The organism is Streptomyces sp. NPDC036815, assembly GCF_055609205.1.
On sequence record NZ_JBVJPW010000020.1, the window covers coordinates 45,943 to 60,933 of the forward strand.

The 14,991-nt window shown below is 73.6% G+C and carries 9 protein-coding genes and 1 pseudogene; 8 read left to right on the forward strand and 2 right to left on the reverse strand.

The features are described from left to right. Positions 1-18: 18 nt before the first annotated feature. Positions 19-1,368: a homogentisate 1,2-dioxygenase gene (gene hmgA, locus ACZ69I_RS30685; protein WP_470835829.1), complete on the reverse strand. Its 1,350-nt coding sequence runs from the start codon at positions 1,366-1,368 to the stop codon at positions 19-21. A 102-nt stretch (positions 1,369-1,470) separates the two neighbouring features. Here hmgA and ACZ69I_RS30690 point away from each other — a divergent pair, with 102 nt between their 5' ends. From ACZ69I_RS30690 to ACZ69I_RS30710, 5 genes are all read left to right on the forward strand, one after another. After that, on the forward strand, positions 1,471-2,124 hold the full coding sequence (locus tag ACZ69I_RS30690) for a TetR/AcrR family transcriptional regulator (RefSeq protein ID WP_470835830.1): 654 nt from the start codon (positions 1,471-1,473) through the stop codon (positions 2,122-2,124). Between the two features lie 67 nt (positions 2,125-2,191). Then, positions 2,192-3,049, forward strand: a complete 858-nt coding sequence (locus ACZ69I_RS30695) for a hypothetical protein (protein WP_470835831.1) — start codon at positions 2,192-2,194, stop codon at positions 3,047-3,049. Continuing rightward, the gene (locus tag ACZ69I_RS30700) at positions 3,030-8,546 is read left to right on the forward strand and encodes a caspase family protein (RefSeq protein WP_470835833.1); all 5,517 of its coding nucleotides are present in this window, start codon (positions 3,030-3,032) and stop codon (positions 8,544-8,546) included. Before ACZ69I_RS30695 ends, ACZ69I_RS30700 begins: the two co-directional genes overlap by 20 nt. 121 nt (positions 8,547-8,667) lie before the next feature. Next, a complete protein-coding gene (locus tag ACZ69I_RS30705) occupies positions 8,668-10,104 on the forward strand; it encodes a CitMHS family transporter (protein ID WP_470835834.1) in 1,437 nt (478 codons plus the stop codon). After that, positions 10,104-11,342 (forward strand): MFS transporter, encoded by a 1,239-nt coding sequence (locus ACZ69I_RS30710; protein WP_470835836.1) that lies wholly within the window; start codon positions 10,104-10,106, stop codon positions 11,340-11,342. The genes ACZ69I_RS30705 and ACZ69I_RS30710 overlap by 1 nt, the downstream gene beginning before the upstream one ends. Here the strand turns inward: ACZ69I_RS30710 and ACZ69I_RS30715 are convergent. Beyond that, positions 11,326-12,540 carry a S8 family peptidase gene (locus ACZ69I_RS30715; protein WP_470835837.1) on the reverse strand — a complete coding sequence of 405 codons (1,215 nt, stop codon included), beginning with the start codon at positions 12,538-12,540 and terminating at the stop codon, positions 11,326-11,328. The genes ACZ69I_RS30710 and ACZ69I_RS30715 overlap by 17 nt on opposite strands. A gap of 325 nt (positions 12,541-12,865) precedes the next feature. On the opposite strand from ACZ69I_RS30715, the pseudogene ACZ69I_RS30720 reads away from it, so the two are divergent. The 3 genes and pseudogenes from ACZ69I_RS30720 to ACZ69I_RS30730 all read left to right on the forward strand — a co-directional run. Continuing rightward, a pseudogene (locus ACZ69I_RS30720) lies at positions 12,866-13,144 on the forward strand (MBL fold metallo-hydrolase); the annotation flags it as partial. Positions 13,145-13,154: 10 nt separating this feature from the next. Then, entirely contained in the window at positions 13,155-13,307 is a 153-nt protein-coding gene (locus ACZ69I_RS30725; protein ID WP_470835914.1) for a rhodanese-like domain-containing protein, read from the forward strand. 221 nt (positions 13,308-13,528) lie between these two features. After that, a complete protein-coding gene (locus ACZ69I_RS30730) occupies positions 13,529-14,917 on the forward strand; it encodes an aldehyde dehydrogenase family protein (protein ID WP_470835838.1) in 1,389 nt (462 codons plus the stop codon). Positions 14,918-14,991 lie beyond the last annotated feature (74 nt).

Below are 14,991 nucleotides of genomic sequence, written 5' to 3' on the forward strand. Positions count from 1 at the left end.
AATCAGAGTGGTTGCGCGTCAGTTGCGGAAGTGGCGCTCCAGACCCTGCCACACGTCGTCGTAACCGCGCTGCAGGTGGGACGCGGTCGCCGCCTGCTCCGTCGCGGTCACCGGCCAGCGGGTCTCGAACATGAAGGCGAGGCCGTCGTCGATCTTCTGCGGCTTCAGCTCGGCCGCCGACGCCTTCTCGAAGGTCTCGCGGTCGGGTCCGTGCGCGGACATCATGTTGTGCAGCGATCCGCCGCCGGGCACGAAGCCCTCGGCCTTCGCGTCGTACGCGCCCTCGATCAGGCCCATGTACTCGCTCATCACGTTCCGGTGGAAGTACGGCGGGCGGAAGGTGTCCTCGCCCACCAGCCAGCGCGGCGCGAACACGACGAAGTCGACGCCCGCGAGGCCCGGGGTGTCGGACGGCGAGGTGAGCACGGTGAAGATCGACGGGTCCGGGTGGTCGTAGCTGATCGAGCCGATCACGTTGAAGCGGTGCAGGTCGTACACGTACGGAACGTGGTTGCCGTGCCAGGCGACCACGTCGAGCGGCGAGTGGTCGTACGTCGCCCGCCACAGGTTGCCGCAGAACTTGTTCACCACCTCCACCGGGCCCTCGACGTCCTCGTACGCCGCCACGGGCGCCCGGAAGTCCCGGGCGTTCGCCAGGCCGTTGGCGCCGATCGGGCCGAGGTCGGGGAGCTGGAAGGGCGCGCCGTAGTTCTCGCACACGTACCCGCGCGCGTTCGCGTCGAGGAGCTCCACGCGGAAGCGGACGCCGCGGGGGATCAGCGCGACCTCGCCGGGCTCGGCGTGCAGCAGCCCGAACTCGGTGCGCAGGAGCAGCCCGCCGTGCTCGGGCACGACGAGCAGCTCGCCGTCGGCGTCGCTGAACACCCGGTCCCGCATCGAGGAGTTGGCGTGGTAGAGGTGGATGCCCATGCCGGTGCGCTGTGCCGCGTCGCCGTTGCCGCCCAGGGTCCACAGGCCCGCGAGGAAGTCGGTGCCGGGGGCGGGCTCGGGGAGCGGGTTCCAGCGCAGCCGGTTCGGGTCGGGGACGGACTCGGCGAAGGGAGCGGTGCGCAGGGCGCCGTTGTCGGCGCGGGTGAACCGCGGGTGGGCGGCCGAGGGGCGGATGCGGTACAGCCACGAGCGGCGGTTGTGCGCCCGGGGCTCGGTGAAGGCGCTGCCGCTCAGCTGCTCGGCGTAGAGGCCGAGGGGGGTGCGCTGGGGGGAGTTGCGGCCGTGCGGCAGGGCGCCGGGCACGGCTTCGGAGCTGTGTTCGTTGCCGAAGCCGAAGAGGTAGGCCAGCCCCTCGGCGGTCTTGCGTGTGTCACTCGCGTCCGCTCGGCCCGCGTTGCCTGCGTGGTCCCCGATCATCACACCGCTCCCTCAGAAGTGATTCCTATGGGACACCGTAGGATTCACTTTTTCCTTCCGCAAGAGGAAGCGGGAATGTGAGCGATGCTCTACTCTCCCGGAATGCCCCACCCGAACCCGCCCGAGGACCCGCGCCCCGACCCGCGGCCCCCGGCCTCCATGCGCCGCGTCCCCGTGCAGGAGCGCAGCGCCGAGCGCCTGACGCGGATCCTCGACGCCTGCGCCGCCGTCCTGGACGAGACCGGCTACGAAGGCCTCACCACCCGCGCCGTGGCCCAGCGCGCGGGCGTTCCGATCGGCTCGGTCTACCGGTTCTTCGGCAACAAGAGGGCGCTCACGGACGCGCTGGCCCACCGCAACCTCGACGCGTACGCGGAACGGGTGGCCGCCCGCGTGAGCGGCGTCGAGCACGGCGACTGGCGCGGCGCCGTCGACGCCGCCTTCGACGAGTACCTCGTGATGATGCGCACGGTGCCCGGCTTCGGCCTCGTCGACTTCGGCGTGCCCTCGGCCCCCGAGGCGATGCCCGACGCGAACCTCCAGGTCGCCGAGCGGGTGGCCGCCCTGCTCGCCCTCCACCTCGGCCGCCCGCTGGACGCCGTCCTGCGCCGCACGATGCTGGTCGGCGTCGAGGCGGTCGACGCGGTCCTCCAGCTGGCCTTCCGCGCCGATCCGGCCGGGGATGCCCAACTGATCGACGAAGCGCGGGAGTTGCTCCACGCCTATCTGCGCAGCCGCCTCGAAGGGCCCCGCTGAACCGGGGTGGCGACGGGGCCTTCGTTGCTAAGGTGATCGCACCCGAAGGAGGAGCCGGGGGTGCTCGATGGCGCGAGTCGTCTGCCTGCACGGCATCGGTCAGCAGTACGGCGGGGAAAGGGAGTTGCACGGGACCTGGTTCCCCGCGCTGGCCGACGGGCTGACCAGGGCGGAGGCCCCCGCACTCGACGCGGACGACGTGGCGTGCGCCTTCTACGGCGACCTGTTCCGCCCCCGGGGCCGCACCCTGGCCGCGCGGGACGCGCCGCTGGACGCCGGTGACGTCGACGCCGGATTCGAGACGGAGCTGCTGCTCGCGCTCTGGGCGGAGGCGGCCCGTACCGACGAGGCGGTCGTGGCACCCGGCGCGAGGACCCTCACCCGCGCCCCGCGCTCCGTCCAGCGGGCGCTCAACGCCCTCGGCAACTCGCGCTTCTTCGCGGGCCTGGCGATGCGTGCCCTCGTCCACGACCTGAAACAGGTCCGTGCCTACCTCTGCGACCCGGCCGTGCATGAAGCCGTGCAGCGCCGCGCCGCGGCGGCCGTCACCGACGACACCCGGGTGATCGTCGGCCACTCCCTGGGCAGCGTGGTCGCCTACGAGGCGCTCTGCGCCCACCCCGAGTGGCCGGTGCGCTCGCTCGTGACGCTCGGGTCCCCGCTGGGCATCCGCAAGCCGGTCTTCGAGCGGCTGCGCACCGGTGAGGGCGCGGGCCCCGGACGCTGGCCGGGCCGCGTCGCCCACTGGACGAACATCGCGGACGCGGGCGATGCCGTCGCGCCGGCCAAGGACCTCCGGCCGCTCTTCGGCGAACGGGTCGTGAACCACCTCGTGCACAACGGCGCCCGCGCCCACGACGCCACCCGCTACCTCAACACCCCCGAGACCGGCCGGGCGGTATCCGATGGCTGCCGCCCCGGCTGAGACGGCGGGCCCGCCGGGCGGGACCGCGCGCCGCTTCCTGATCTCCACCGCGGTGACCGACGTGCACCGTCACCCCGAACTCGCCCTGCCCGAACTGGCCGACGACGTCCGCCGGATCGACGACCTCTTCCTCGGCACCCTCGGCTACCGGAGGGGCGCCGACCCCGGCATCGACCCCACCCGCGCCGGCCTCCTGGCAGCCCTGCGCGCGTTCGCGCGGGCACCGGAGCGCACCCCCGACGACCACGTGGTGCTCTACATCGCCACGCACGGCGTCACCTCGCAGGACAGCGGCCGCCACTACCTCCTCCTCGCCGACGGCGACGCGGACGATCTGCGCGGCACCGCGCTGCCCACCGACGACCTGATCGCCCAGCTGTGGGAGGAGACCGTCCTCGAACGCCTCCTCGTGATGATCGACGCCTGTTACGCGGAGGAGGGCACGGACAAGGCGCTGAGCAGCGCCCTGGAGGCGCGCCGCGGCCGCCGCACGAGCACGAGCAGCACCGGGCTCGTGCTCGTCGCCTCGTCGCGGCGCAAGGAGGAGAGCTCCGCCGGGGCGCTCTCCGCAGCCTTCGACCGTGCCGTGCGCCGCCGGGCGACCGCCGGGCACGCACCCGCCCACATCAGCCTCAACGACGTCATGAACGCGGTCGCCGCCGACCCCGAAGTGCCCGCGACCCAGGTCCCCGTCTGGTCGTTCAGCCACGGCAGGGCCGCGATCCCCGCCTTCCTGCCCAATCCCCGGCACATCCCGGACGCGGCGGGCCTCAAGCTCGACGAGATCGACCGCATCGTCGCCCTGCGCTCCCGGGAGCGGGCCGCGCGCGAACAGGAACTCCTCAGCTTCTTCCTGCCTCGCGCCCGCGGCACCGACGTCTCCCACGAGGAGGTCTGGAACTTCACGGGCCGGCACACGGCGCTCGCCGACCTCGCCTCCTGGCTCACCCCGCAGCGGGCGGCCGAGCGCCTGTGCGTGGTCACCGGTGACCCCGGCTCCGGCAAGTCCTCGCTGCTCGGCATGGTCGCGGTGCTCACCGACCCGGACCGCAGGGACTCCGTGGAGCGCGGCGAGCTGCCCGCCGCCGCCGTGCCCGAGCGCGGCGCCGTCGACGTCGCCGTCAACGCGAGCCACAAGTCGACCCGGCAGCTCCTGGACGCGATCGCCGCCGCCGCGGGCTGCGCCGCCGGATCGCTCGGCGCGCTCGCCGCCGAACTCCAGCTCAGGCGCGACCCGTTGGTGGTCCTCGTCGACTCCGTGGACGAGGCCCTCGCCCCGCACGAGACCGTCGAGGAACTCCTGATCCCGCTCGCCGACCCCCAACGCCAGCTGCCGCTAAGGCTGTTGGTCGGCGCCCGCCCGCACATCGCGCGGCGCCTGCCCGGCACGGCGCGGCGCGTCGACCTCGACGACGCGCGCTACGCGGACCCCGGGGCCGTCCGCGCCTACACCCGCAAGCTGCTCACCGTCCCCGGCTCCGCGCTCGCCGCCGCCGACGACCCCCTCGTCGAGGCCATCGCGCGGGCCGTGGCCGAGGCGGCGGGACGGTCCTTCCTCGTCGCCCGCATCACCGCCCGCACCATCGCCCGCGAACCGCACCCGCCCGACCCCTGCGACCGGCGCTGGCGCGACGAGCTCCCGCGGCTGCCCGGTGAGGCGATGGAGCGCGATCTGGTACAGCGCCTGGGGGACAAGGCCGGGCAGGCCAGGGACCTGCTGCTGCCGCTGGCCTACGCGCAGGGCGCGGGCCTGCCCTGGGCGGGCATCTGGCCCCGGCTCGCCGCCGCGATCACCGGTCGCGACTACCGCGACGAACACGTCGTGTGGCTGCGGCAGGCCGCGGGGTCGTACGTCGTGGAGAGCGTCGAGGGCGGGGGCTCGGTCTACCGCGTCTACCACCGGGCCCTCATCGAGTACCTGCGCGAACACCAGGACGCCGCCCGCGTCCAGCGCAAGGTCACCGAGACCCTGCGCGGCCTCGACCACCCCTACGTACGCCGCTACCTGGCCCTGCACGCGGGAGAGGGTGGCGTCCTCGACCCGCTGGTGCAGGACGCGCGCTTCGTCCTCGACTCCGACCCCGGTCAACTCCTCGCCGCGCTGCCGCAGTTGAGGACGGCGGCGGGGCGCAGGGCCGGGCGCGCGGTGCGGGACGTGGAGCAGCTGCTGTGGTTCCCGCGCGTGCCGGGCGCCGACTCCGGGGTGCGGGCCCGGCTGCGGCTCGCGGCGGTGTGCCGCAGGGCGGACACCCTCGCCGCGTCCTGCGACGAGGGCGGTGGCCTGCCGTGGCGGGCGCGGTGGGCGGCGTGGAACCCGCACGAGGGCTCGCGGCGGTACGAGGGAATGGGGTACGGGGCGGCGTACGGAGTGGTCGTGCCCGGCAGGGACCGGCGAGCGGCCTGGTTCTTCGAGCGGCGGCCCTGGCGGGAGGCCACGCAGTGCTGGGACCTGGACACCGGGGAGCGTTGGGATGCCACCTCGATCGACGCCGTCCTGTTCTCCCGCACATGGGCGGGACCGCCGCAGCTACCCGGTGAGGCCGCGGTGCTCTCCCACGACGAGTACCCCGAACTGGACGCCGCCGGGCGGCCGTTCATGGTCCGCCGGGACCGCCTGCTGCACATGTGGCACCTGCCGACCGGACACTGCTCGACGTGGCGGCTGCCGCCGGAGCCGGGCTTCGACGCCGAGGACGCGTACGGCCGCCTGGTCCTGACGGCGGCCGAGCAGGTGGTGGTGCTCGCCGAGGCGGCCGGCACGATGGGCGGGCGGGGGTGGGCCGCGCTGCGCTTCGCCGACGGGTCCGTCCTGGTGTACGCGCTGGGGAACGCCACCGCCCAGGTGCCGCTCACCCGCAAGCAGCTGCGGTCCGCGTCCCCGTACGACGTGCGGCTGCGGGCGGCCCGTGACGAGCGGCTCGCCGCCTCCTGTCTGAACGTCTTCGGCACCCGGGACCCGCGCACCTCCGGCCTGGGCCCGCGGTACGTCACGAGCTGCGCCGCGCCGCACGGACTGCCGCCCGAGACACTGCTGCTCGGCTTCAAGGACGGCACCGCCGCGCTGCAGGACGTCCGCGGCGGTGCCTCCGCCGTGGCGACGACGGGCCACGACGGCGCGGTGACCCACCTCGACCTCGTCACCGAGCATCCGCAGGGGCGGCTCCTGGTGACCGCGGGGGCCGACGACACCGTGCGCCTGACCTCCCTCGGCGACGGCCTGCAGGTCAGGACCCTCCTCAGGGACGCGGGCCCCATCGCATCGCTCGCCGTCCGCAAGGTCGGCAGGCAGTGGCTCGCGGCGGTGGCGACGGCGCGCGGGGAACTGCACCGCATCGACGTGGACAGCGGCCGCCCGGTGGGCCTGCCGCTGCGCACCGACGCGGGGACCTCCGTCCGCGTGGCCGCCTTCGCCCTCGGCGCGGTGGACTGCGTGTCGGTGCTGGGGGACCGCCGCGGACTCCAGCTGTACGACCTGGTCACGGGGGAGCGCGTCGGCGGACAGGTCCGGCCGCACGAGGCGGCGGCGGTGTGCACCGTGGCCGGGACGGCCGTGGTGGGCGGCAGCGACGGCGTCGTACGCCTGTGGCCCACCGCGCACGCCGCGGACTCCACCCAGTTCACCGCCCACCACGGCCCGGTGCTCACGGTCGGCGAGGTGCGGGGAGCGGGCGGCGGTGCGGTGCTGGTGAGCGTGGGCGAGGACCACGCGATCCACTGCTGGGACCCGGCCGACTCCAAGGAGCTGTGGCGCCTCGACCTGCCGTGGCCGGACCCCTGGGACACGCCCCTGATCGAGTGTGCGGCCGTCGGCCGCACCGCCGACGGCCGTGACCTCGTGGTGACGGGGGAGAGCGGCGGCCGGGTCAGGGTGCTGGCGCTGCGGGCCGGACTCCCGGTCGCCGAGCGGGAGTTCACCGTGCCGGGCGTCCCCGCGCGGCTCACGACGGGCCGGGTCGGACCGCGCGACGTGGTCGTCGTCGGCACGGGCACCGGCCGTGTCCTGTGCTGGGACGTCACCCACGACCGCTGGTACGCGCACGGACCCGCCCCCGCCGAACCGGCGTGGACGACCGCGCTCGCCCTGGCCCCCGACGGCAGCGGCAGGCTCCTCGTCGGCGCGGACGACGGGAGGGTGCGGGAGTGGTCGCTGCCGTCCTGCCGGGCGGTCGGCGAACCGGTGCGGGCGCACCGGGGACGCGTGTCCGCCGTCGCCTTCGCGCCCGGCTCCGAGGGGCCGCGGCCGGTCAGCGCCGGTGACGACCACCGCCTCGTGGTCCTGCCGGGGCGGGCGGCCCCGGGCGCGCTCAAGGAGCGCCGGATGCCCGTGCCCATCAGGTCGTTCGGCGCCGCGGGCGACGCCTTGCTGTGCGGGGACGACCTCGGCCACCTGTGGCGTCTGGAGGTGACCGCGGCGGGCTGGGACCTGACGGAGGCGGTGGACGCGGTCCGCCCGGTGTCCGCCGTCACCACCGTCACCGTCGCCGGCCGTACCGATGTCGTGGCGGGCAGCCCGGACGGCTCGCTCCAGGTGCGCGACGGCGGCGACGGCCTGCTGACCCGGCGGCTGCGCCCGGTGTGCGAGAGCGGGGTGCGGGAGCTGGTCGCGGCCCGGTGGCCCGCCCCCGACGGCGCGCCGCGGCCCCTGCTCTTCGCCCGCAGCGAGCTCGGCGTCCTGGAGTACTGGGACTTCGCGCGCGGCGACGGGCGCGCGGTGCGGCGGTCCGGTGCCCCGCTGCGCACCCCCGTCGAGCACAGCGCGCACGGCCCCGCCTGGCTCGCGGCGCTCCCGCCGGACGCGGACGGCGTCCAGAGTCTCCTCTCGCTGGCCGTGTGGAACGGTCCTGACGCGAGCCGCCTCGCCGTGCACGACGTGCGGGAGGGGCCCCGGATCGACGTGCCCTGCTTCGATCCCGGACGGGAGCCGTCCTTCTCCGACCTGCGGGCGCTGCGGTTCGAAGACCGGCTCCTGGTCGCCCTGCCGACGGCCCACGACGGCCTTTACCTCGTGGACGCGACGACCGGGCGCCGCCTGCGCCTGCCGGACTCCGCCGCATGGGGGACGTACGCGCTGAGCGCGGGCGGGCGCCACGAGCTGCTCGTGGTCGGCAGGGAGCGCACCAGGGTCCTGCCCATGGAGGAGGCCCTCGCCGCTCTGGCGCGACCCGTGGACCGGCGGACCCGCCTGGAGGGCGACCGGCGGAGCAAGGCCCTCGCGCCCTCCCTCACCGCGTCCCACGAGCACGCTCCCGCGCTGCTCGACATCAAGCTGGTGGCGCTGTTCCCGGGAGCTACCGAGTACGCGGTGGCGGCGGGCGAGGCGCTCGCCGTCGTGGGCGTGCGCGACGGCAGGGCTCGCGGCCGCCTCGTCCTGCCCTCCGCCTGCACCGCCCTGGCCGTCGGCCCCGGGGGCGAACTGGCCGTGGGCACCCGCAACGGCCTCGTCCTCTTCGACCGCCCCTGGACCCCGGCCGAAGAGGCGCCGGACGTACCTCGTTGACCAGGAGTTTTGCGCTTATTGCTCGCGCGTCAACATCTTGTTAACGCCGGATGGCGGGTCCTAACGTCATCCGGACCGCCAGACCTGGTGGGAGTTCGATGGTGAACGATAGGTAGCCCCCATGCTGACAATCCTCGGATTCGTCATGATCGCCACCTTCCTGGTGCTGATCATGATGAAGAAGATGTCGCCGATCGCGGCACTGGTGCTGATCCCCGCGCTCTTCTGCGTGTTCGTAGGAAAGGGCGCCCACCTCGGGGACTACGTCCTCGACGGCATCGGCAATCTCGCGCCCACGGCGGCCATGCTCATGTTCGCCATCGTGTACTTCGGCGTCATGATCGACGTCGGACTCTTCGACCCGGTCGTCCGCGGCATCCTCCGCTTCTGCAAGGCGGACCCGATGCGCATCGTCGTCGGCACCGCCGTGCTCGCCGCGATCGTCTCGCTCGACGGCGACGGCTCGACGACCTTCATGATCACGGTCTCGGCGATGTATCCGCTCTACAAGCGCCTCAAGATGAGCCTCGTCGTCATGACGGGCGTCGCCGCCACCGCCAACGGCGTCATGAACACGCTGCCCTGGGGCGGCCCGACGGCCCGCGCGGCGACCGCTCTGAAGGTCGACGCGGCCGACATCTTCGTGCCGATGATCCCGGCGCTCGCCATGGGGCTCGTCGCGGTGTTCCTCCTCTCGTACGCCCTGGGTCTGCGCGAGCGCAGGCGGCTCGGCACGCTGTCGCTCGACGACGTGCTGGAGAAGGAGACGGCCGACGAGACGGTCCTCGTCGGCGCGGGTGGCGGCGAAGGGCCTACGTCGCTCACGAAGAAGACCACCGGCGGACCCGGCTCAGGCACCGACGCGGACGCCCCGCCGGCCGGTCCGGAGCACACCGACGCCGCGGACGACGACGGCTTCCAGGGGCTCGACCCGCACCGCGCCACGCTGCGCCCCAAGCTCTACTGGTTCAACGCGGCCCTCACCGTCCTGCTGCTCACCGCGATGATCATGGAGTGGCTGCCGATCCCGGTGCTCTTCCTGCTCGGCGCCGCGCTCGCCCTCACCGTCAACTTCCCGCACATGCCCGACCAGAAGGCCCGCATCGCCGCCCACGCGGAGAACGTCCTCAACGTCACCGGCATGGTCTTCGCCGCCGCCGTCTTCACCGGCGTCCTCACCGGCACCGGCATGGTCGACCACATGGCCGACTGGCTCGTCGACGCCATCCCGGAGGGCATGGGCCCGCACATGGGCCTGGTGACCGGCCTGCTCTCCATCCCGCTCACGTACTTCATGTCCAACGACGGCTTCTACTTCGGCGTCCTGCCGGTCCTCGCCGAGGCGGGCCAGGCACACGGCGTCTCCACCCTGGAGATCGCCCGCGCCTCCATCGCCGGACAGGCCCTGCACATGTCGAGCCCGCTGGTGCCCGCCGTGTACGTCCTGGTCGGCATGGCCAAGGTCGAGTTCGGCGACCACACCAGGTTCACCGTCAAGTGGGCCGTGCTCACCTCGCTCGTGGTGCTCGGCGCCGGAATCCTCTTCGGCATCATCTGATGCCGACCGCGTCGCCCGGGCCCGGCGGCAGGGGCTGGCTGCTCCGTCTCGTCATCGCCTTCGGCTTCGCGCAGGCGGCGGTGTCGATGGCGCGGCCCGCCGTCTCCTACCGGGCCCTCTCGCTGGGCGCCGACGAACGGGCCGTCGGCGTCATCGCGGGCGTCTACGCCCTGCTCCCGCTCTTCGCCGCCGTGCCCCTCGGGCGCAGGACGGACCACGGGCGGTGCGCGCCCCTGCTGCCCGTCGGCGTCGTCCTGATCTCCGGCGGCTGCGCGCTCAGCGGCACGGCCGGCTCCCTCGCCGCGATGGCCGCGTGGAGCGGGGTGATGGGCCTCGGCCACCTCTGCTTCGTGATCGGCGCCCAGTCGATCGTCGCCCGGCAGTCCGCACCCGACGAACACGACCGCAACTTCGGCCACTTCACCATCGGCGCCTCGCTCGGCCAGCTGGCCGGGCCGCTCGCGGCGGGCGCCCTGATCGGCGCCGACATCGACCGCACCAGCGCTCTCGCCCTGCTCGTCTCGGCGGCGGTCGGCGCGGTCTCGCTGACCTCGCTGTGGCGCATCGAGCACGTCCGCGCCGCGGGTGGTCCGACGCGGCAGGCCCCGAAGGTGCCGGTCACGCGGATCCTGCGGACCCGGGGCGTCCCCGCGGGCATCTTCATCAGCCTCGCCGTGCTCTCCGCGACGGACATCCTCACCGCCTACCTGCCGGTGGTCGGCGAGCACCGGGGCATCGCACCCGCCACGGTCGGGCTGCTGCTCTCGCTGCGGGCCGCGGCGACCATCGCCTGCCGCCTGGTGATGACGCCGCTGATCGGCCTCCTCGGCCGCACCGCCCTGACCGTCGCCACCTGCGCCCTCGGCGCGCTGCTCTGCGCCGGGGTCGCGCTGCCCGTGCCGGTGTGGGGCCTCGGCGCGATGCTGGTCCTGCTCGGCTTCTGCCTGGGCGTCGGCCAGCCGCTCTCGATGACGACGGTCGTCCGGGCGGCCCCGGCCGACGCCCGTTCGACGGCGCTCGCGCTGCGCCTGACCGGCAACCGCCTGGGCCAGGTCGCCGCCCCCGCGTCGGCGGGCCTGATCGCCGGAGTGGCGGGCGTGGCCGCGCCGTTCGTGATGCTGGGCGGGCTGCTGCTCGTCGCGGCGGGGCTCGGCGCGCGCAAGCCCCCCGAGGGCGTCAGCGGCCCTCGGGGGACACGGGGTGCGACCCGTACGGGAAGGGTTACTGAACGATCTTGAGCAGCTTGTTCGGGGAACCCGAACCGGGGCTGGTCACGACGTTCGGGGTGGCGCCATTCACGAGGGCGGTGGAGACCTGGGCCGGGGTGGCCGAGGTGTGTCCCGCCAGGTAGACGGCGGCCGCGCCCGCGACGTGCGGAGTGGCCATCGACGTGCCCGAGATGGTGTTGGTGGCGGTGTCACCGGTGTTCCAGCCCGCCTTGATGTTCACGCCGGGCGCGAAGACGTCCAGGATCGAGCCGTAGTTGGAGAATCCGGCCCTCGCGTCGGTGTTGCCGGTCGCGCCCACCGTGATGGCCGCGGGGACCCGGGCGGGGGAGGAGTTGCCCGCGTCGGCGTTGTCGTTGCCCGCCGCGACCGCGTAGGTGACGCCGTCGGCGATGGACTTCTTCACCGCGTTGTCCAGCGTGGTGGACGCGCCGCCGCCGAGCGACAGGTTGGCCACGGCCGGGGCTCCGGCGGCGTGGTGGGAGGTCACCCAGTCGATGCCCGCGACGACACCGGCGGTGGTGCCCGAGCCGTTGTCGTCGAGTACGCGGACGGCCACGATCTTGGCCTTCTTGGCCACGCCGTACGTCTTGCCCGCGATGGTCGTGGCGACGTGCGTGCCGTGACCGTTGCCGTCCTGGGCGGTGTTGTCGCCGTCGACGGCGTCGTAACCGTTCACGGCGCGGCCGCTGATCTCGGTGTGCGTGATGCGTACGCCGGTGTCGATGACGTACGCGGTGACGCCGCCGCCCGCGCTGTCCGGGTACGTGTAGGTGCCGGACAGCGGCAGCTTCGGCTGGTCGATGCGGTCCAGGCCCCAGGGGGCGTTGGACTGCGTGGCGTCGACGTGGATGCGCTGGTTCTGCTCCACGGTGGCGACCGCCGGGTCGGCGGCGAGTCTGCGGGCTTCCGACGCGCTCAGCCGCGCGGAGTAGCCGTTGAGCGCGGATCTGAAGGTCTTCTGCACCGAACCGCCGTACTCGGCTATGAGGCTCCTGCCCCGGTCCGAGGCGGCGTCGAGACCCGAGCTCGTCTTCAGCGTGACGAGGTAACTGCCCTTGACCGCGTCGGCGGAGCCGGCCGCGACGACGGTGCCCTCGGCGGGGGCGGCCTGGGCGGGCAGGGTGGTGACCGCGCCGAGGACGGCGGCGGCGGTGGCGGTCGAGATCGCGGCGGCGATCACGGTCTTCTTGCTGCGCAGCGTGGCCATTACGGGGGAGTCCTCCTCATGGGCGGCGCGCCCGGGGTCGGACGGCGCGACGGTGGGGTGTGCGGGAGACGCATACGGAGACGGGAGCGGTGAGTACCGCTCCCGTCGCGATCAGTAGCGTGGCCGCTGCGCCGGGGCCAGATCAAGGGAGTTGGCGCCTTGTCATGCGTCTGTCATGTATGCGCAATCAATCGGGGCGGGGTGAGGACTGCGGGCCCCGTCAGCCGCTGACGGCCCGGACTGGGGTGCGTCTTTCGGCGGCGTGGCGGTGATTCCCCTGAACGGGACGGCACCGGGTACACCACCCTGAGAAGGGGGCGATGCCGTGTTCTTCGTCGAAACCCTGGAGTTCGCAGGCCTGGGCAACCGCAGTTACCTGGCGGGCGGTCCGAGTACGGCGGTCGTCGTCGATCCGCCGCGGGACGTCGACCGCATGATCGCCGTCGCCGCCCGGCGAGGGGTGCGCATCGCCTGCGTGGCGGAGACCCACCTGCACAACGACTACATCAGCGGCGGCCTCGAACTGGCCCACCTCACCGGCGCCCGCTACCTCGTCTTTCATCGAGGGTTCCGTGCACCTTCCGGTGCACGAGCTGCACGGGCGGCTCGGTGAGGTGCCGTCCGGCACGGTGTGGGTGCACTGCGCGGGCGGGATGCGCGCGGCGATCGCCGCTTCCCTCCTGGACGCGACCGGACGAAAGGTCGTCGCCCTCGACGACGGCTTCGAGGCGGCGGCCGACGCGGGGTTGCGTGTCGCCCGGCCTTGAGATGGCGCTTCACGGGGGGAGCAGGGGTGGCTGCTTGACCTGTACGGAGGCTATTGCTCTACAGATGCGGAGCACCGGACGCCGCACCGGGCGAATAGCGTGACCGCCCGGGTCCGACGACACCACCGCCGCGACGTGATGCAGGACGGGCTCTGATGCCCCTGGTGCCAGAAAACTATCAGCGCTAGTTTGGGGCGCGGACGACTACCTGGAGGAATGCGATGAAGGCCCACGACGGGATGTACATCGACGGTGCCTGGCGACCGGCCGCGGGCACCGACAGCATCACGGTCCTGAACCCGGCCGACGAGCAGCCCGTCGGCCAGGTCCCCGCGGGCACCGCGGAGGACGTCGACGCCGCGGTCCGCGCGGCCCGCACCGCCCTGCCCGGCTGGGCCGCCACACCGCCCGACGGGCGCGCCGCCCTGATCGGCGCCCTGCGCGACCGCCTCGTCGCCCGCAAGGACGAGATCGCCGAGACCGTCACCGCCGAGCTGGGCGCGCCGCTGGCGTTCTCGCAGGCCGTGCACGCCGGTGTGCCGATCCTGGTCTCCGGTTCGTACGCCGAGCTCGCCGCCACGCACCCCTTCGAGGAGCAGGTGGGCAACTCCACGGTCTACCTGGAGCCGGTCGGCGTCGTCGGCGCGATCACGCCCTGGAACTACCCCCTCCACCAGATCGTCAACAAGGTGGCCCCCGCGCTCGCCGCGGGCTGCACGGTCGTGCTCAAGCCCGCCGAGGACACCCCGCTCACCGCCCAGCTCTTCGCCGAGGCGGTGCATGAGGCGGGCGTACCCGCGGGCGTGTTCAACCTGGTCACCGGGCTCGGCCCGGTCGCGGGCCAGGCGCTCGCCGAGCACGAGGGCGTCGACCTCGTCTCGTTCACCGGCTCCACCGCCGTCGGCAAGCAGATCGGCGCCACCGCGGGCAGGGCCGTGAAGCGCGTCGCCCTGGAACTCGGCGGCAAGTCCGCCAACGTCATCCTGCCCTCCGCCGACCTCGACAAGGCCGTCAACGTCGGCGTCGCCAACGTCATGTCCAACTCCGGCCAGACGTGCAGCGCCTGGACCCGCATGCTGGTGCACACCGACCGTTACGACGAGGCGGTGGAGCTCGCCGCGGCCGCTGCCGCCAAGTACGGCCCGCGCATCGGCCCCGTCGTCAACGCCAAGCAGCAGGCGCGGGTGCGCGGCTACATCGAGAAGGGCGTCGAGGAGGGCGCCCGCATCGTGGCGGGCGGCCCCGAATCCCCCAAGGAGCAGGGCTACTACGTCCAGCCGACCGTGTTCGCCGACGTCACGCCCGAGATGACCATCGCCCAGGAGGAGATCTTCGGCCCGGTCGTCTCGATCATCCGGTACGAGGACGAGGACGACGCCCTGCGCATCGCCAACGGCACCGTGTACGGGCTCGCGGGTGCGGTATGGGCGGCCGACGACGCGGAGGCGGTCGCGTTCGCCCGCCGGATGGACACCGGACAGGTCGACATCAACGGCGGCAGCTTCAACCCCCTCGCCCCCTTCGGCGGTTACAAGCAGTCGGGCGTCGGCCGCGAACTGGGCGCGCACGGTCTGACCGAGTACCTGCAGACGAAATCGCTGCAGTTCTGACCCGCACGCCCGCACGCCCGCACCTGGGTCCTGAACCCCGCCCCCTGAGCCCGACACCTTCCCCAAGGAGTACG